The sequence below is a fragment of the Kitasatospora sp. McL0602 genome, assembly GCF_052076145.1.
Classification (GTDB): Bacteria; Actinomycetota; Actinomycetes; order Streptomycetales; family Streptomycetaceae; genus Kitasatospora.
This window is the reverse complement of record NZ_CP197246.1, coordinates 2,601,113-2,618,088: the sequence shown is the minus strand read 5'-3', so window position 1 is coordinate 2,618,088 and position 16,976 is coordinate 2,601,113. Positions and strand designations below refer to the sequence as shown.

At 73.3% G+C, this 16,976-nt stretch carries 17 protein-coding genes; 9 read left to right on the top strand and 8 right to left on the bottom strand.

The features are described from left to right. Window positions 1–246: 246 nt before the first annotated feature. The 3 genes from ACR68M_RS11775 to ACR68M_RS11765 are packed head-to-tail and all read right to left on the bottom strand — an operon-like array spanning window position 247 to window position 1,807. Window positions 247–678: a DUF6113 family protein gene (locus ACR68M_RS11775; protein WP_441250404.1), complete on the bottom strand. Its 432-nt coding sequence runs from the start codon at window positions 676–678 to the stop codon at window positions 247–249. Further along, a complete protein-coding gene (gene mshB, locus ACR68M_RS11770; RefSeq protein WP_441250403.1) occupies window positions 675–1,574 on the bottom strand; it encodes an N-acetyl-1-D-myo-inositol-2-amino-2-deoxy-alpha-D-glucopyranoside deacetylase in 900 nt (299 codons plus the stop codon). The genes ACR68M_RS11775 and mshB overlap by 4 nt, the downstream gene beginning before the upstream one ends. Window positions 1,575–1,612: 38 nt before the next feature. Continuing rightward, entirely contained in the window at window positions 1,613–1,807 is a 195-nt protein-coding gene (locus ACR68M_RS11765) for a DUF2304 family protein (RefSeq protein WP_104818165.1), read from the bottom strand. Between the two features lie 295 nt (window positions 1,808–2,102). On the opposite strand from ACR68M_RS11765, the gene ACR68M_RS11760 reads away from it, so the two are divergent. From ACR68M_RS11760 to ACR68M_RS11740, 5 genes are all read left to right on the top strand, one after another. Then, window positions 2,103–4,211 carry an alpha/beta fold hydrolase gene (locus ACR68M_RS11760; protein ID WP_441250402.1) on the top strand — a complete coding sequence of 703 codons (2,109 nt, stop codon included), beginning with the start codon at window positions 2,103–2,105 and terminating at the stop codon, window positions 4,209–4,211. Between the two features lie 148 nt (window positions 4,212–4,359). After that, on the top strand, window positions 4,360–5,313 hold the full coding sequence (locus ACR68M_RS11755; protein ID WP_441250401.1) for an ABC transporter ATP-binding protein: 954 nt from the start codon (window positions 4,360–4,362) through the stop codon (window positions 5,311–5,313). Beyond that, entirely contained in the window at window positions 5,310–6,032 is a 723-nt protein-coding gene (locus ACR68M_RS11750; protein WP_441250400.1) for an ABC transporter permease, read from the top strand. Before ACR68M_RS11755 ends, ACR68M_RS11750 begins: the two co-directional genes overlap by 4 nt. An 8-nt stretch (window positions 6,033–6,040) precedes the next feature. Beyond that, complete coding sequence (locus ACR68M_RS11745; protein WP_441250399.1) at window positions 6,041–7,267, top strand: sensor histidine kinase; 1,227 nt, start codon at window positions 6,041–6,043, stop codon at window positions 7,265–7,267. 135 nt (window positions 7,268–7,402) lie between these two features. Beyond that, complete coding sequence (locus ACR68M_RS11740) at window positions 7,403–8,017, top strand: response regulator (protein WP_441251587.1); 615 nt, start codon at window positions 7,403–7,405, stop codon at window positions 8,015–8,017. Between the two features lie 17 nt (window positions 8,018–8,034). Here the strand turns inward: ACR68M_RS11740 and ACR68M_RS11735 are convergent, their stop codons facing one another. Both ACR68M_RS11735 and ACR68M_RS11730 read right to left on the bottom strand, forming a co-directional pair. Then, window positions 8,035–8,916, bottom strand: coding sequence for a transglutaminase family protein (locus tag ACR68M_RS11735; RefSeq protein ID WP_441250398.1), 882 nt, complete (start codon window positions 8,914–8,916; stop codon window positions 8,035–8,037). A gap of 46 nt (window positions 8,917–8,962) precedes the next feature. Then, window positions 8,963–9,961: a GNAT family N-acetyltransferase gene (locus ACR68M_RS11730; RefSeq protein ID WP_441250397.1), complete on the bottom strand. Its 999-nt coding sequence runs from the start codon at window positions 9,959–9,961 to the stop codon at window positions 8,963–8,965. 131 nt (window positions 9,962–10,092) lie between these two features. Here ACR68M_RS11730 and fdxA point away from each other — a divergent pair, with 131 nt between their 5' ends. Beyond that, window positions 10,093–10,419 carry a ferredoxin gene (fdxA, locus tag ACR68M_RS11725; RefSeq protein WP_441250396.1) on the top strand — a complete coding sequence of 109 codons (327 nt, stop codon included), beginning with the start codon at window positions 10,093–10,095 and terminating at the stop codon, window positions 10,417–10,419. An 83-nt stretch (window positions 10,420–10,502) separates the two neighbouring features. Beyond that, window positions 10,503–11,600: a succinyldiaminopimelate transaminase gene (gene dapC / locus ACR68M_RS11720; RefSeq protein ID WP_441251586.1), complete on the top strand. Its 1,098-nt coding sequence runs from the start codon at window positions 10,503–10,505 to the stop codon at window positions 11,598–11,600. Window positions 11,601–11,664: 64 nt separating this feature from the next. On the opposite strand, the gene ACR68M_RS11715 is transcribed toward dapC, so the two are convergent. Next, the gene (locus ACR68M_RS11715) at window positions 11,665–12,402 is read right to left on the bottom strand and encodes a hypothetical protein (protein WP_441250395.1); all 738 of its coding nucleotides are present in this window, start codon (window positions 12,400–12,402) and stop codon (window positions 11,665–11,667) included. Between the two features lie 381 nt (window positions 12,403–12,783). After that, window positions 12,784–13,812 carry a hypothetical protein gene (locus tag ACR68M_RS11710; protein ID WP_441250394.1) on the bottom strand — a complete coding sequence of 343 codons (1,029 nt, stop codon included), beginning with the start codon at window positions 13,810–13,812 and terminating at the stop codon, window positions 12,784–12,786. Between the two features lie 169 nt (window positions 13,813–13,981). Here ACR68M_RS11710 and dapE point away from each other — a divergent pair, with 169 nt between their 5' ends. Then, window positions 13,982–15,058 carry a succinyl-diaminopimelate desuccinylase gene (gene dapE / locus ACR68M_RS11705; protein WP_441250393.1) on the top strand — a complete coding sequence of 359 codons (1,077 nt, stop codon included), beginning with the start codon at window positions 13,982–13,984 and terminating at the stop codon, window positions 15,056–15,058. Window positions 15,059–15,122: 64 nt separating this feature from the next. Continuing rightward, entirely contained in the window at window positions 15,123–15,935 is an 813-nt protein-coding gene (locus tag ACR68M_RS11700) for a TIGR00730 family Rossman fold protein (protein WP_441250392.1), read from the top strand. A 42-nt stretch (window positions 15,936–15,977) separates the two neighbouring features. On the opposite strand, the gene folP is transcribed toward ACR68M_RS11700, so the two are convergent. Continuing rightward, the gene (gene folP, locus ACR68M_RS11695) at window positions 15,978–16,790 is read right to left on the bottom strand and encodes a dihydropteroate synthase (RefSeq protein WP_441251585.1); all 813 of its coding nucleotides are present in this window, start codon (window positions 16,788–16,790) and stop codon (window positions 15,978–15,980) included. Window positions 16,791–16,976: the final 186 nt, after the last annotated feature.

The following is a 16,976-nucleotide window of genomic DNA, read 5'->3' as shown; positions in this document are numbered from 1 at the left end:
ACCTGACCGACCCCTCCGACACCAGCTCTTCTTCGTGTGGGCCTGCGGCACGCCGCCCGCCTCGCGATTGGGCTGAAGGTACCTGCTGTTCCTTCCTCCGCGCCCGCCGGGGCCGACCTGTCGCGGCACCACAATACTGGGAAGACCAGGAAGGCGAACTGGTTCGGACAGATCCTGATACGTCCGGTTCCTCCGGTATGCCCCCGTGGGAGCCGTCTCCTGACTGCCCGTCGCGGCGGCCCGCGCTCAGCGCCCCGCGCCCGGAGCGCCGAACCCGAAGCCGGAGCGGGTCGGCAGCGTGGCGCAGATCACCCCGGAGATCGCCCCGAGGAAGAGGAAGCCGTACGAGGTCAGGCCCGCCGAGAGCACGAAATCGCCCTCCGGCCTGGGCGCCATCATGACCAGCAGCACCAGGAACCAGCCCGTCATCGGCGCCCCCGCGCCCAGCTTGGTGCCCGTGAAGCGCAGCCCGCCGTAGAAGACGGCCACGGTCGCCGCCAGCGCCAGCAGCATCCCGCCAGGCGCCCACAGTGCCTGCACGAAACATCCGCAGAGCGAGACCGCCGCACCCAGCAGGAACAGCACCACGTACGCCACGATCCGGGCCCCGCGCTGCGGTTGCGGCTCGGCGAGCCGCTCGGCGCGGGTGCCCAGCAGTGCGATCAGCGGGTTCGTCACCGCAGGGCCTCCGCGTCCAGCCCGGCGAAGAGGTCGGTCTCCGGGTGCTCCGGGCCGGGCCGGCCGCGCACCAACTGGTAGTACTCGGTGGCGAGCAGCGGCTGCCCGAGGTCGTTGCTGAGGGCGAAGAACTCGCCGTCCACGGTGACCTGGGTGGCGTGCGCCGCCATCGCGGCGGCCTTCGCCCCGGCGTACGCCGTGCCGTCCACCACCGTGGTCACCACCTCCGGCTCGACCACCCCGGGCACGTCCGCGAGCGTCGCCACCCCGGGGAAGGCCGCCTTCAGTGCGGCGGCCCGCAGCCCGGCCTCCACGACCGGGCGCGGCACCCGGTTGTAGTAGACCTTGGCGACCTGCCAGGCGGCCCCCAGCTCGGGCCGGTGCGCCGGGTCGGCCGCCAGCTCGTACGCCCGCAGCGCGACGCGGTGGGTCTGGATGTGGTCCGGGTGGCCGTACCCGCCCTCCTCGTCGTACGTCACCAGGACCTGCGGGCGGGTCTCGCGGACCACCGCGACCAGGTGGTCGGCGGCCTCGTCGAGATCGGCCCGCCAGAAGCAGCCGGGTACGTCGTTCTCCGGCACGCCCATCATCCCGGAGTCCCGGTACCGGCCCTGGCCGCCGAGGAAGCGGTGGTCGGTGACGCCGACCAGCCGCATCGCGGCTGCCAGCTCGCCGACCCGGTACGCGCCGAGGGTGTCCTCCCGATCGGCCGTCAGGTGGGCCAGCTCGGGCGGGATCACCTCACCGCCCTCGCCGAGCGTGCAGGTCACCAGCGTGACCGAGGCACCCTCGGCGGCGTACCGGGCCATCGTGGCGCCGTTGTTGATCGACTCGTCGTCGGGGTGGGCGTGCACCAGGAGCAGGCGGCGGTGCGGCTGGTCGGTGGCAGCGGTCATGGCAGCAGCCTAGCGACCAGCCCGGCGGCCGGCCCCGGTCAGAGCTTCAGGCCATTGATCATCCCCGCGACGTTGCTGGTCACCTGCTGGATCGACGGGGCGATCGAGCTGGACGCGAGGTAGAAGCCGAGCAGCGCGCAGACGATCGCGTGCGAGAGCTTCAGGCCGGAGCGGCGGATCATCACCACCACGATGACCAGCATCAGCATGGCTGCGGAGATGGACAAAGCCATGACGGCTCACACCCCTTCTCGGGTGCGCCGACCCGGTGGGGGCGGCGGTCGGGACGAGCGGGACAAGCTGTCGATCCGTCAGCCGGGTGAACGGGACGCTCCGGCTCCGCATCGATCACCCAAGGAATACCCGATCGGTGAGGATTGCATTACTTACCGTGAGGCCGCACGGGCCGGAGCACGGGAGCGTCCGGGGGCGCATGCCCCGGTGGGAGGCCGTATGGGGGCCCGGCAGGGTGACTTCCCGCATTTGCTCCGAACGAGTGAGCGGTGTCGCCCCATAAGGTCTGATGCCATGAGCACCGATACCTCCGCTGCCACCTTCCCCCGCCAGTACGCGCGCACGCTGCACTACTCCGTCGGCGCGCCCCGTTCGTTCGCCGTCGCACCCGACGGCTCGCGGGTCACCTTCCTGCGGTCCCGCGCCGGTGACCGTGCCAACCTGCTCTGGACCCTCGACCCCGCCACCGGCGAGGAGCGCGCCGCCGCCGACCCGGCGGTGCTGCTCGGCGGCGGCGAGGAGGACCTCTCGCCCGCCGAGAAGGCCCGCCGCGAGCGCAGCCGCGAGGGGTCGGCCGGCATCGTCGGCTACGCCCTCGACGGCTCCGGCGCGCTGGCCGCCTTCGCCCTCTCCGGCCGGCTCTTCGCCGCGGACCTGACCACCGGCACCACCCGTGAGCTGCCCGCCGCCGGGCCCCTCGTCGACCCGCGCCCGGCCCCCGACGGCTCCTGCGTCGCGTACGCCAACACCGCCGGCGAGCTGCGCGTCAGCCGCACCGACGGCAGTGGCGACCGCGCGCTCGTCACGCCCGAGCGGGACGGCGTGACGTGGGGGCAGGCCGAGTTCATCGCCCAGGAGGAGATGGACCGGGACCGGGGCTACTGGTGGTCGCCCGCGAGCGACCGGCTGCTCGTCGCCCGCGCCGACGACGCGGCCGTCCAGCGCTGGTGGATCGCCGACCCGGCCAACCCCGGCAGCACCCCGGCCGAGGTCGCCTACCCGGCGGCCGGGACGGCCAACGCCGAGGTCGGCCTCTGGGTGGTCGGGCTCGACGGCGAGCGGGTCGAGGTCGTCTGGGACCGCGAGGCCTTCCCGTACCTGGCCCGGGTGCACTGGTCGTCGAACGGCGCCCCGCTGCTGCTCGTCCAGGCCCGGGACCAGCGCAGCCAGCAGTACCGCACCGTCGACGTCGTGACCGGCGCGACCGAGCTCGCCCTCGCCGAGCAGGACGACATCTGGCTGGAGCTCTTCGGCGGCGTGCCCGCCTGGACGCCCGCCGGGGAGCTCGTCCGGATCAGCGACGAGACCGGCCCGCGCACGCTCGTCGTCGGGGAGAAGCACCTCACCGACGACACCCTGCACGTCCGCTCGGTGCTCGCCGTCACCGACGACGCCGTGTACTTCAGCGCCGCCGCCGGCGCCGCGGACACCGAGCGGGCGCCCGGCTGGTTCGGCCTGTTCCGGGCCGGGGCCGACGGCGTCACCCCCTTCGGCACCGACGCCGCGCGCTCGGCCGTCCACGCCGGGGGCGTCACCGTGCTCTCCAGCAGCTACCTCGACCGGCCCGGCGCCGTCGTCACGGTGGAGCGCGACGGCGCGGAGACCGTCACCATCGCCTCGTACGCCGAGACGCCGCTGATCACCGCCCGCCCGCAGTTCCGCTTCGCGGGGGAGCGCCGCATCCCCTGCGCGGTGCTGCTGCCCACCGGGTACGACCGGGACCGCGACGGCCTGCTGCCCGTCCTGATGGACCCGTACGGCGGCCCGCACGGCCAGCGGGTGGTGCAGGCGCACAACCCGCACCTCACCTCGCAGTGGTTCGCCGACCAGGGCTTCGCGGTGGTCGTCGCCGACGGGCGCGGCACCCCCGGCGGCAGCCCCGCCTGGGAGAAGTCCATCGCCTTCGACTTCGCCGGGGCCACCCTGGACGACCAGGTCGACGCGCTGCAGGCGCTCGCCGGGGAGTTCCCGCTCGACCTCGGCCGGGTCGGCATCCGCGGCTGGTCGTACGGCGGCTACCTCGCCGCGCTCGCCGTGCTCCGCCGCCCCGACGTCTTCCACGCGGCCGTCTCCGGCGCCCCCGTGACGGACTTCGCGCTCTACGACACCCACTACACCGAGCGCTACCTCGGCCACCCGGCCGAGCGGCCCGAGGTGTACGAGGCGAACTCGCTCATCCCGCTCGCGCCCGGCCTGGAGCGCCCGCTGATGATCGTGCACGGCCTCGCCGACGACAACGTCGTCGCCGCGCACACCCTGCGGCTCTCCTCCGCGCTGCTGGCCGCCGGGCGCGCGCACACCGTGCTGCCGCTCAGCGGGGTCACCCACATGACCCCGCAGGAGCAGGTCGCGGAGAACCTGCTGCTGCTCCAGGTGAAGTTCCTCAAGGACTCGCTGGCGTAGTCGAACGGGGGTGCGGGGCACCGCCCCGCACCCCCGTTTCTGACATCCGTCATACCGAGGACACGACACCGCACACTGCCGACGGGCACCCCGCTCGCGGGAATCTTGGGAGGTCAGCCTTTCAAGGCCTTCGGGAGAGGACGCGGGGATGAGTACAGGGATCAACGGAGGCGGTGAGGTCGCCGCCTTCCGCAACGTCAGCAAGAGCTACGGCCGGGTCAAGGCGGTGAACGGCCTCGACCTGGTGCTGCGCCCCGGCGAGACGGTGGCGCTGCTCGGCCCCAACGGCGCGGGGAAGTCCAGCAGCCTCGACATGCTGCTCGGCCTGCGCGAGCCAGACCAGGGCAGCGTCTCGATCTTCGGCGGCTCGCCCCGGGCGGCGATCGAGGCCGGCCGGGTCGGCGCGATGCTGCAGAGCGGCGGCCTGATGGCCGACGTCAAGGTCCGCGAGCTGGTGAAGTTCGCCTGCGACGTCCACCCGCGCGGCCACCGGCCGGAGGAGGTGCTGCGCAGCGCGGGCATCAGCGAGCTGGCCGACCGCCGGGTCGACAAGCTCTCCGGCGGCCAGGAGCAGCGCGTCCGCTTCGCCCTCGCGGTCGCCGGGGCCAACGACCTGATCGTGCTGGACGAGCCCACCACCGGCATGGACGTCTCCGTCCGCCAGCAGTTCTGGGCCGCCATGCGGGCCCAGGCCGACGCCGGGCGCACGGTGCTCTTCGCCACCCACTACCTGGAGGAGGCGGACTCGATCGCCGACCGCGTCCTCGTCCTGCACAAGGGCCGCCTGATCGCCGACGGCACCTCCGCCGAGATCAAGGCCAAGGCGGGCGCCCGCCGCATCACCTTCGAGCTCCACAGCTCCGACGGCCCGGCCGACGAGGCCGCCCTGCGGGCGCTGCCCGGCACGGTCAGCCTGGACGTCACCGGCCGCGCCGACGGCGTCCGCACCGTCCGGATCCGCAGCACCGACGCCGACGCGGGCGTCGCGGGCCTCTACAAGGCCGGGTTCTACCCGCACGGCCTGGAGGTCACCAGCCTGGGCCTGGAGCAGGCCTTCCTGACCATCACCGGCGAGGCCGACGACCTGGAGAGTGCCCAGTGACCACCCTGATCCAGCTGGAGATCCTGCGGACCCTGCGCAACAAGCGCTACCTGCTCTTCACCGTCCTCTACCCGGCGCTGCTGTACGTCTTCTTCATCAGCGCCTACAGCGGCGGCAGCGTCGCCGGGGGCATCCCCGCGAAGTCGTACTTCATGGTCTCGATGGCCACCTTCGGCGCGGTCGGCGCCGTGCTGACCGGCAGCGCGCAGCGGATCTCGCTGGAGCGCAAGACCGGCTGGGTGCGGCAGCTGCGGCTCACCGCGCTGCCCGGCCGGGCGTACACCTTCTCCAAGATCGCCGCCTGCGCCGTCACCACGCTGCCCGCCATCCTGGTCGTCTTCGTGATCGGCGCCTTCGAGGGCGTCTCGCTCGGCGGCGCGCAGTGGCTCGGCCTCGGGCTGGCGCTCTGGCTCGGCAGCTTCGTCTTCGCGGCGCTCGGGGTGGCCCTCGGGTACGCGGCCCAGCCGGACGCGGTGCAGCCGATCGTGATGATCACGTACATGCTGATGGCGCTCTTCGGCGGCACCTGGTTCCCCGTCGGCGACTCGCTCAAGACGTACGCCCGCTTCAACCCGGTCTACCTCTACAACCAGCTCGCGAGCTTCGTGCAGCCGGGCCACTCGCTGGACCTCGGTGTCGTCGCCGGGCTGGCCGGCTTCCTGGCGCTCTTCGTCGGCGCCGCGGCCTACCTGTACCGCAGGGACACCAAGCAGGCATGATGACCGTCATGCCCGAGACGCCCCTGACCAGCCGCCCCGACGACACCGGAGCGCAGCGGCGGGGGCGCCTCTACGTCTCCCCGGGCCAGCCGATCGAGAACCGCCGCCAGTTGGTGGTCAAGCTCTCGTGGATGTCCATCTGGATGATCTACCTGCTCTACCCCGTCACCGATCTGACGAGCGGTGGCCACACCACCGCCGGGCAGGTCGCCGGCTGGCTGGCGCTGGCGGTCTTCCTGGGCGGGTACCTCACGCTGATCGGCCTCCGGTCCGTCCGGCCGGGCCACAAGGAGCGGGACTACCTGATCGTCGGGCTGCTGCTGGCGATCGCGCTGGTGACGCCCTTCGCGCTCGGCGAGCCGTGGCTGACGCTGTTCACGTACGGGTCGGTCTGCGTCGGTGCGGTGCTGCCGCCCCGGTACGGGCTGCCCGGGGTGGCCGGTGTGACCGTGGCGGCGCTGGTCGTCTCGCTGCTCGTCCACGCGCACCCCGACACGATGGTCGCGATCCTGCTGCCGTGCTTCCTCAGCGGCCTCGCCCAGACCGGCCTGCAACGGCTCATCGGCACCATGAAGGAGCTGCGGGAGGCCCGCGCCGCCGTGGCCCACCTGGCGGCCGCCGAGGAGCGGCTGCGCCTCGCCCGTGACCTGCACGACCTGCTCGGCCACTCCCTCTCACTGATCACCCTCAAGAGCGAGCTCGCCGGGCGGCTGATGGACCAGAGCCAGGACGCCGCCGCCCGCGCCCAGGTCGCCGACATCGAGCAGGTCGCCCGGCAGTCCCTGATCGACGTCCGGGAGGCCGTCGGCGGCTACCGCAGGCCGACCCTGCCGGTCGAACTGGCCGCCGCCCGGACGGCCCTGACGGCGGCCCAGGTCGCCCTGGAGGCCGACCCGGAGGTGGCCGAGGGCCGCCCCGGGCTCGGCGGCGAGGAGGCCGGGGCACTGGCCTGGGCCCTGCGCGAGGCCGTCACCAACATCGTCCGGCACGGCGAGGGCGCGACCCTCTGCACCGTCACCGTCGACGAGACCTGGGAGGGCGAGGGCGACCACTACGCCGTCCTGGAGGTCACCGACAACGGCCGGGGCCCCGGCAAGTCCGCGCCGGGCAACGGGCTGTCGGGCCTGGAGGAGCGGCTAGCCCTGGTCGACGGCCGCCTGGAGACGGGCCCCGGGCCCCGCGGCAGGGGCTTCCGGCTGCGGGCGCTGGTGCCGCTGCGGCGGGTGTCCGCCTGACACATCCGGCTGGCCCCCCAGAGGCGCGGGGAACGCCGAAGAACGGGAGTGACGGTGGTGCACGGTTGATCGCGCAGTTCCCCGCGCCCCTGTTCGGCTTGCCCTGTTGCCTAGGCTGGCTGCATGACTGACGAGATGCCACGGAGTGTGCGGGTCCTGCTTGCCGAGGACCAGGGGATGGTGCGGGAGGCGCTCGCGGCGTTGCTCGGGCTCGAAGGGGACATCGACGTGGTCGCGCAGGTGGCCCGGGGGGACGAGGTCGTCGACGCGGCGATCGCGCACGGCGTGGACGTCGCCGTGCTGGACATCGAGATGCCCGGGATGACCGGGATCGACGCGGCGGCCGAGCTGCGCCGCCGCAGCCCCGGCACGAAGGTCGTGATCGCCACCACCTTCGGGCGGCCCGGCTACCTGCGGCGGGCGATGGAGGCCGGGGCGGACGGCTTCCTGGTCAAGGACGCCCCCGCGTCGGAGCTCGCGCAGGCGATCCGCCGCGTCCTGCGCGGCGAGCGGGTGATCGACCCGACCCTGGCGGCTGCGGCCCTCGCCGAGGGCGCCAACCCGCTGACCACGCGCGAGCGCGACGTGCTCGCGGCGGCGGCCGACGGCGCGGTGAACGCGGAGATCGCCCGGCGGCTGCACCTCTCGGAGGGCACCGTCCGCAACTACCTCTCGATGGCCATCCAGAAGACCTCCGCCCGCAACCGCGCCGAGGCCGTCCGTGTCGCCCGCGAGAAGGGCTGGCTGTAAGGCCTGCGGCGGGCGGCTCAGTTGAGCCGGTGACGGGCTGCGCGGGCCTCGTGGCGGACGCGGGCGGCCGCTTCGGGGTCGAAGGCGTCCAGGATCTCCGCGTAGGCGTCCATCTCGGTCGCACCGGCGAGGAAGTCGCCGGTGCGGACGAGGAGTTCGGCGCGCTCGAGGCGGAGCTGGGCGGGGTGGCGGGGGAGCAGCAGGGAGAGCTCGGTGGCCCAGAGCTGGGTGCGGGCGTGCTCGGGGCGCTCGGTGGCCCAGCTGCGGATGTTGCCGAGCACCCGTAGTACGACGTCCAACGGGGCTGCGGGCGTGAGGAGTTCGGGCGAGAAGTGGTGCCCGGTGCTGAGCGTCAGCTGCGCGGCGTCGTCCAGGTCGAGCAGCCGCCCGCCGTGGTACGGGTCGGCGAGCACGTACTCGTTGCCGCCGCCCGGACCGCCGACCGCGACGATGAAGTGGCCGGGCAGGGCGACCCCGTGGACGGTCAGCCCGGCGCGGGCGGCGACGGCCGTCCAGACCAGCGAGAGCATGATCGGCAGGCCGCGCCGCCGCCGCAGCACGTCCGGCAGCAGTGAGGACTCCAGCCGCCGGTAGTCCGCCGGGCGGCCGTGGAAGCGCTCCCGCCCGCCCAGCACGGCGGCCAGCAGGGCGGCCGTCTCCTCGGGCGTGGCGGGCGCCCGCTCGGCGACGACCAGCCTGACCGCCGCGGCGTGCCGGTCGATCGCCGCCTGGCAGGCCGCCAGCAGGGCCTCCAGGGTGGGCGGCTCCTCCGCCAGCACGTCGGCCGGGTTCGGCGGCGCGAGGGTGTGCTCGGCGGCGGCGAGCAGGCAGAGCAGCACCGCGTCCGGGTGCTCGGCCCTCGCCTCGGTACGGAAACGTGCTCTGCTCTGCTCGGTCACAGCAGCCTTCAGTTTTCAGTCAGTGTCCGGTGGGTCGGTGCTGCCGCTACCGCTGGGGAAGGCGGGCGTAGTGGTAAGTGTGACTGGTCGTGAAGCCGAGCCTGTCATACAGGGCGACGGCTCCGGCGTTGTCCGCCTCGACCTGGAGGTACGCGCCGGTGGCGCCCTCCTCGGCGGCGCGGGAGGCGAGCACGGCCGTCAGGGCGGTGGCCAGGCCGGTGCGGCGGGCCTCGGGGGCGGTCTCCAAGGCGCTGAAGTGCGCCCACGGCCCGTCCACCACGCAGCGCCCGATCGCCAGCGGGGCGCCGCCCGCCGGGTCCGGGGCGGTGGCGAACCAGACCGACGGGCCGCCGTGCAGCACCTGACGGGCCGCCGCCTCGGCGGCCGGGCCGCCGCCGACCCGGTGGTAGCGGGACATCCAGTCCGGGCCGGCGGTCCGCGCCAGCCGTACGCGTTCGTACCCGCCGCCGGCCCGGACCAGCGGCGCGAGCGGGGCGGTCTGCACCAGCGCGGGGGTGAACGGGGCGCCGAGGCCGTCGATCGCGGGGGAGCCGGGAGTGGTGATCTCGATGACGCCTGGCAGGCCGCGCGCGGCGTACCAGCGCTCGACGGCGGCCAGCGCCTCGGGCAGCGGCAGGCCGGGATCACCGAGCGCCTGGCAGGAGTTGGCCCGGCTGGTGAAACCGGCGGCGGCCCGCAGCGTCCACTCGCCGAGCTGCTCCCGTTCGACGGCCGGCCAGCTGCGGGTGGCGAGTCGCTGAAGGGCCGTCGGATCGGCTTCCGGAAGGGCGGCCCGACGGCCCGGGAAGAGAGGTACGGTCTTTGCGGCGATCATCAGCTGCTCGGGGAAGGAGACCGGCTCGCGATCACGGGGGATCACCGTCACGACCTGGCCGTCCCAGGATGCGAGCACGCCGACCACATCGCGGAACACCGGACGCCCCTGAACGACCTCCGAAACGCGTCGTACGGACACCCGTCGTCCCACGTCAGAGCGGTCTATCCGGACCTCTGCGCGGCCGCCTCCGGGGGCTTCGCCGATCATCTGGGGCACCTCCTGTGCAATTGCGGTCTCTGACCCGCGATACTAGGGGCGGGCATCGACGACGCCGCGCGCACCCGCGCACGCAAGCAAACAGTTTGGGCACCACAGCCCTTCCGAGGAGGAACGACAGCGTGACCTACGTCATCGCGCAGCCTTGTGTCGACGTCAAGGACAAGGCGTGCATCGAAGAGTGCCCGGTCGACTGCATCTACGAGGGGGCGCGCTCTCTCTACATCCACCCGGATGAGTGTGTCGACTGTGGTGCATGCGAGCCGGTCTGCCCGGTCGAGGCGATTTTCTACGAGGACGACACTCCTGAGGAGTGGAAGGACTACTACAAGGCGAACGTCGAGTTCTTCGACGACCTCGGTTCGCCCGGTGGGGCCTCCAAGCTCGGCATGATCGACAAGGACCACCCGTTCATCGCGGCCCTCGAGCCGCAGAACGCCGAACACTGATCGGTGGCAGCTGAGCTGTGAGCACCAACAACGCTCCGCACGCGCCGCTCCCGGGCCACCCGGGGGCGGCGCGGCGCCCGTTTTTGAGTTCTAAGGTGTCGGACCTTCTGCCGGTCTTCCCGTGGGACAAGCTGGAGCCGTACAAGGCCACCGCCCTGGCGCACCCGGGCGGGCTCTGCGACTTCTCCGTCGGCACCCCGGTGGACCCCGTCCCGGAGGTGATCCAGAAGGCGCTGGCCGCCTCGACGGACACCCCCGGCTACCCGACGGTCTGGGGCCCGGTCGAACTCCGCCGGGCGATCGCCGACTGGATGCACCGCCGGCTCGGTGCGTCGATCGGTGTCGAGGCGATCCTGCCGACCATCGGCTCCAAGGAACTCGTCGCCTGGCTGCCGACCCACCTCGGCCTCGGGGCGGGCGACCAGGTCGCGTACCCGCGGCTGGCCTACCCCACGTACGAGGTCGGGGCGCGGCTGTGCGGCGCCGAGCCGGTCGAGTACGACGACGTCTCGGAGCTGGACCCGGCGCGGGTCCGGCTGCTCTGGCTGAACTCGCCCTCCAACCCGACCGGCCGGGTGCTGGCGCCCGCCGAGCTGCGGCGGGCCGTCGAGTGGGCGCGGGAGCACCGGGTGCTGCTGGTCAGCGACGAGTGCTACCTCGAACTCGGGTGGGAGGCCGAGCCGGTCTCGGTGCTGCACCCCGAGGTCTGCGGCGGCGACCACGAGGGCCTGCTCGTGGTGCACTCGCTCTCCAAGCGCTCCAACCTGGCGGGCTACCGGGCCTCCTTCGTCGCGGGCGACGCGGTCGTCGTCCGCGAGCTGCTGGAGATCCGCAAGCACGGCGGGATGATCGTGCCGGCGCCGGTGCAGGCCGCGACGATCGCGGCGCTCGGGGACGACGCGCACGTGGCCGAGCAGCGGGAGCGCTACGCGGCGCGGCGGGCCGCCCTGCGGGGTGCGCTGGAGGCGTACGGCTTCCGGATCGAGCACTCGGAGGCCAGCCTCTATCTGTGGGCCACCCAGGACCGTCCCTGCTGGGACACCGTGGCCGAGCTGGCCGGGCTGGGCGTCCTGGTCGCCCCGGGCGACTTCTACGGGCCTGCGGGCGCGCAGTTCGTGCGGGTCGCCTTCACGGCGACCGACGAGCGCGTCCAGGCCGCGGTGGAGCGCCTCCGGGCCTGACGCATCCGGTGGTGAAGCCCCCAGGGGCGCGGGGAACTTCCCCGCGCCCCTGTTCCGGTTGCTGTCAGCCGCCCAGGCCCGGGACGGGGAGCGCGCCGCCGAGCAGGTGGGTGATGGCGTCGGTCGGGTTGGAGCCGAGCGGGAGCGAGCCGCCGCCGAGGCGGTGGCCGTCCTGGCCGCCCGTCAGGGAGTCCAGCGGCAGGGCCTTGGTGAGGCCGGAGGTGGGCAGGCCGGAGGTGGGCAGGCCCGAGGTGGGCAGGCCGCTGGTGAGCGGGCCGGTGGGGAGGCCCTGGGTCAGACCGGCGGTGGGCAGGCCGTGGGTCAGGCTGCCGAGCGGGTTGGTCGCGGTGGCGGACCGCTGCGGGCCGGCGACGGGGTTGAGCTTGCCGGTGAGGGCCGGGCCGGCCCGGTCGAGGAGCTTGGGCGCGACGGTGGTCGCGATGTTGGCCAGGGTGCCGGTGGTCGCGGCGGTCTTGGCGGCGGGGGCGGTGATGTTGCCGAGGGCCTTGTCGGCACTGGGCAGGGCGGCGGCCACGGTGTGACCGGTGGCGTCGGCGGTGGCCGGTACGCCTGCCGCGACGGTGGCCGCACCGGTGGTGCCCGCAGACTGCCCCAGCTCGTGGGTCGCTCCCTGCACCGTGGCGGACGGGTCCGGCGCGTCGGCCTGGGTGATGCCGGACGTGAGATCGCCCTTCGGCACCAGGTCGAGGGCGGAGGCGGACCCGGCCGCGACCAGGGGGGTCGCTCCGGCCGCGACGAGCAGCGCGGCCTGGGCGATCCGGCGCGAGAGGGGGAGGGACATGGTGCTCCTAAGAGGTGAGGTTGCCCCGTCTGGTCGGGCACGGGGGTCGTCCGCACTGGCGGACGACGTGTTTACCGCTGGAGGAGCCAGAAGGTTTCGGCCGGAAAAGGTAAAGCACAACTAAAGATCTGACGATCCTTTTTCCGGCATCACGGACATTTCCCTCGCTCGGCCGAAGGCTGAGGAAACGTCACTCCCCTTGGCGTGCAAGGGGAGTGGGAGGGGTACGGACAGCCGGGTGGAGCGCGCGCCCCGGAGTCTCCCGCCGTCCACCTGGATTGACAGGAATCACCCGTCGGGCGGTAACTCGATCACCAGTCCGTCAACGGCCGATCCGCCCCGAACAGGTTCAGCTCTCCGCCGGTTCGGCCCTTCGCCGGCTCAGCTCTTGGAGGCCGGTGCGCCGAGCGTGACCAGCACCTGCTGGGCGGAGGCACCGCCGGCCTGCGCCTGCCAGCCGTCGCGGGGCTTCTCGAAGCGCCAGACCTTGCCGTCGTACGCCACCGCGCCGATGCCCAGCTCCTGGGCGTGCGCCACGGCCCACTGCGCGACCGCCCAGCCGCCCTGCCGCTGCGCGTCCGGGCCGCCGTCCGAGCCGGTGGCCGGCTGTGGGGTGACGGCCAGCACCGCGCGCGGGTCCTTGTCGGCCTTCGCGGCGGGCGCCGCCGAGACCGCCTTGCCGAACTCGCGCCGCACCCGGTCGGAGACGTCCTGCGGCTGGTGCGCGGCGACGGCCGCAGCCGGGGTCGCGGCCGGGGTCGCCGCTGGGGCCGCCGCGTCACCGGGCGCCGCGCTGCCGGAGGCGTCCGGCGGGGCGTAGAAGGCGTGCACCACGCAGTTGAGCGCGGCCGGCTCCCGGCCGCTGAAGACGGAGGCCAGCAGGGTCGCGTTGGTCTCGTGCTTGGCGTACGCCTGCGGGTAGCCGCTCTTCTGCACCTGCTGGGCCGCGTCGGTCAGCGGCAGCCGGGCGTAGCCGGGCACCTTCACCAGGCTGTCGAGGAACTTGTTGGTGGCGTAGACCGGGTCCTTGATCTGCTCGACGGTGCCCCAGCCCTGCGAGGGCCGCTGCTGGAAGAGCCCGACCGAGTCGCGGTCGCCGCCGTCCAGATTGCGCAGCTTGGACTCCTGCATCGAGGTCGCGAGCGCGATCGTCGCCGCCCGCTCGGGCAGGCCGCGGGCGAGGGTGACAGCCGTGATGGTGGCGGCGTTCGAGGCCTGGGCCAGATCCAGCGAGCCCTGGCCGGCCGCAGCGTTGATCTTGCAGCCCTCCGGCGGCGTGACGAAGTCGCCCCGCTTCAGGTAGTACACCCCGGCGCCCATGGCGACCGCGACGACGACCACACCGACCAGCACCGCGCGCAGCGGCCGACGCCGACGCCCGGCCCCGCCATCCTCCGCCTTGTCGGCCACCGCCACTCCCTCTCGCCTGCAGTTCTGTCCCGGACCTCGCCCGCCTGTCGCCCGCACCCTACCTACTCGGACGGTTGTACGGGGAGCGCGGTTGCGGGTGCGCTCCGACACGTCGGCCCGCACTGACCCGGGCGGGTGACGCGAGGGTGCACCGATAGGCTGGGCGACCATGAGCAGCCTCGACACGCCCCTGGACCTGACCCTCGACGGCGGCGCGCTGACCGCCCGCCTGGTCGACTTCCCCTCCGTCAGCGGCGACGAGCAGGCGCTCGCCGACGCCGTCGAGACCGCGCTGCGCGCCTACCCGCACCTCACCGTCGACCGGTACGGCAACAACGTCGTCGCCCGGACGAACTTCGGCCGCGCCGAGCGGGTGCTGATCGCCGGCCACCTGGACACCGTGCCGATCGCCGACAACGTGCCCAGCCACGTCGAGGGCGACCTGCTCTACGGCTGCGGCACCTCGGACATGAAGTCCGGCGTGGCGGTGCAGCTGCGCCTCGCCGCGACCCTGACCGACGCCAACCACGACCTGACGTACGTCTTCTACGACTGCGAGGAGATCGAGGCCGCCCGCAACGGGCTGGGCCACCTCGCCAAGCACCACCCCGACTGGCTGACCGCCGACTTCGCCGTCCTGATGGAGCCCAGCGGCGCGATGGTCGAGGGCGGCTGCCAGGGCACCATGCGGGCGCAGATCACCCTCACCGGCACCCGCGCGCACGCCGCCCGCAGCTGGCTCGGCGACAACGCCATCCACCACGCCGCCGAGGTGCTCGGGCGGCTCGCCGCGTACGAGCCGCGCCGGGTCGAGATCGACGGCCTGGAGTACCGGGAGGGCCTCAACGCCGTCCGGATCGACGGCGGCGTCGCGGGCAACGTCATCCCCGACGAGTGCGTCGTCACCGTCAACTTCCGCTTCGCCCCGGACCGTACGGAGGCCGACGCCGAGGCGCACATCCGCGAGGTCTTCGACGGCTACAAGATCGATGTCACCGACTCCGCCCCCGGCGCCCTGCCGGGCCTCGGCGGGCCCGCCGCCCAGGCCTTCCTGGCCGCGACCGGCGGCCAGGCCCGCGCGAAGTTCGGTTGGACGGACGTCGCCCGTTTCAGCGCCCTCGGCGTACCGGCCGTCAACTACGGCCCCGGCGACCCGAACCTGGCCCACAAGCGCGAGGAGCACTGCTCGCTCTCGGCCATCGCCGAGGTCGAGGACCGCCTGCGCGCCTGGCTCACCAGCTCCTGACCGTCACTTCTCGTTCGCCCGCTTATTGCCTGAATTCGGCCCGTCCCAGGAGTACGGTTCCGTCATGACAGGCACTGGAGACGAGAAGCACGACGACCCTGCCCAGAACCCGTACGGGGTCGAGCCGGAGCGGAAGAAGGCCTGGCCGGAGAAGCAGAAGGGCCCGGTGCTGCTCCGGCGCGACCAGGTCGGCACCAGCACCACGGACCAGCGGCTGCTGGACACCACCGGCCCGACCGACTGGCTGCACACCGACCCGTGGCGGGTCTGGCGGATCACCTCCGAGTTCGTCGAAGGCTTCGGCGCGCTGGCCGAACTGCCCACCGCGATCAGCGTCTTCGGCTCGGCCCGGACGCCGGTCGACTCCACCGACTACGCGGCCGGGGTGGCCATCGGCCGGGCCCTCGCCGAGGCCGGGTACGCGGTGATCACCGGGGGCGGCCCCGGCGCGATGGAGGCCGCCAACCGGGGCGCCTCGGACGCCGGCGGCCTCTCCGTCGGCCTCGGCATCGAGCTGCCCTTCGAGCAGGGCCTCAACGAGTTCGTCGACCTCGGGCTGAACTTCCGCTACTTCTTCGTGCGGAAGACGATGTTCGTGAAGTACTCGCAGGGCTTCGTGGTGCTGCCGGGCGGCCTCGGCACCCTGGACGAGCTCTTCGAGGCGCTCACCCTCGTCCAGACCAAGAAGGTCACCCGCTTCCCGGTGATCCTCTTCGGCACGGCCTACTGGGGCGGCCTGGTCGAGTGGCTGAAGAACACCCTGGTCGCCGAGGGCAAGGCCTCCCCGGCCGACCTGGAGCTCTTCCACGTCACCGACGACATCGACGAGGTGCTCGCCGTCCTGGAGCGGAGCCGCCGCCCCAACGGCGACATCTGAGACCGGTCGGTCCGATCCCTCCGGGCGCGCGGCGCCCAGCCGTTACGCCAGCCCGCGACGGGCGACGGCCGGCGGCCGGGTGCCGCGGATCGAGGCGACCATGTCGAGCACTTGCCGGGTCTCGGCGACCTGGTGCACCCGGTAGACCTGGGCGCCCAGCCAGGCCGAGACGGCCGTGGTGGCCAGCGTGCCGAGCAGCCGCTCGTCCACCGGCTTGTCGAGGGTCTCCCCGACGAAGTCCTTGTTGGAGAGCGAGACCAGCACCGGGAAGCCCGTCGCGGTCATCTCCGGCAGGCGGCGGGTGGCCTCCAGTGAGTGCCGGGTGTTCTTGCCGAAGTCGTGCCCCGGGTCGATGATCAGCGCGTCCCGCCGGACGCCCAGTGCGGCGGCCCGCTCGGCCAGCCCGACGGTCACGTCCAGGATGTCCGCCATCACGTCCGGGTACCCGACCCGGTGCGGCCTGGTCCGGGGCTGCACGCCGCCCGCGTGGGTGCAGACCAGCCCGGCGTCGTACCGGGCGGCGACCTCGGCCAGCCGCGGGTCGACCCCGCCCCACGCGTCGTTGAGCAGGTCGGCCCCGACCTCGCAGACCGCCTCGCCGACCTCGTGCCGCCAGGTGTCGACGCTGATCACCACCTCGGGGTGCCGCTTGCGCAGCTCGGCGACGAACGGCACCGTCCGGCGCAGCTCCTCCTCGACGGTGACCTCCTCGCCGGGCCCGGCCTTGACGCCGCCGATGTCCAGGATGGCCGCACCCTCCGCGACGGCGCGGTCGGCCGCGGCGAAGGCGGGTTCGTCGGCGAAGGTCGCGCCCCGGTCGAAGAACGAGTCGGGCGTGCGGTTGACGATGGCCATGATCACCAGCTCGTCGTCGCCGAACTCCAGCGGGCCCAGGCGCAGTGCCACCGGTCTCTCCTCCACAGCTCCACCGGGTGCAATGATGGGCCCCGGCCTTATGCAGGCTCCATGCTCGCATCATCCGGGCCGGGGCCCGAGGACCGGGCCGACCGGGCGGGACCGGGAGCTATCGGGAGGACTGCA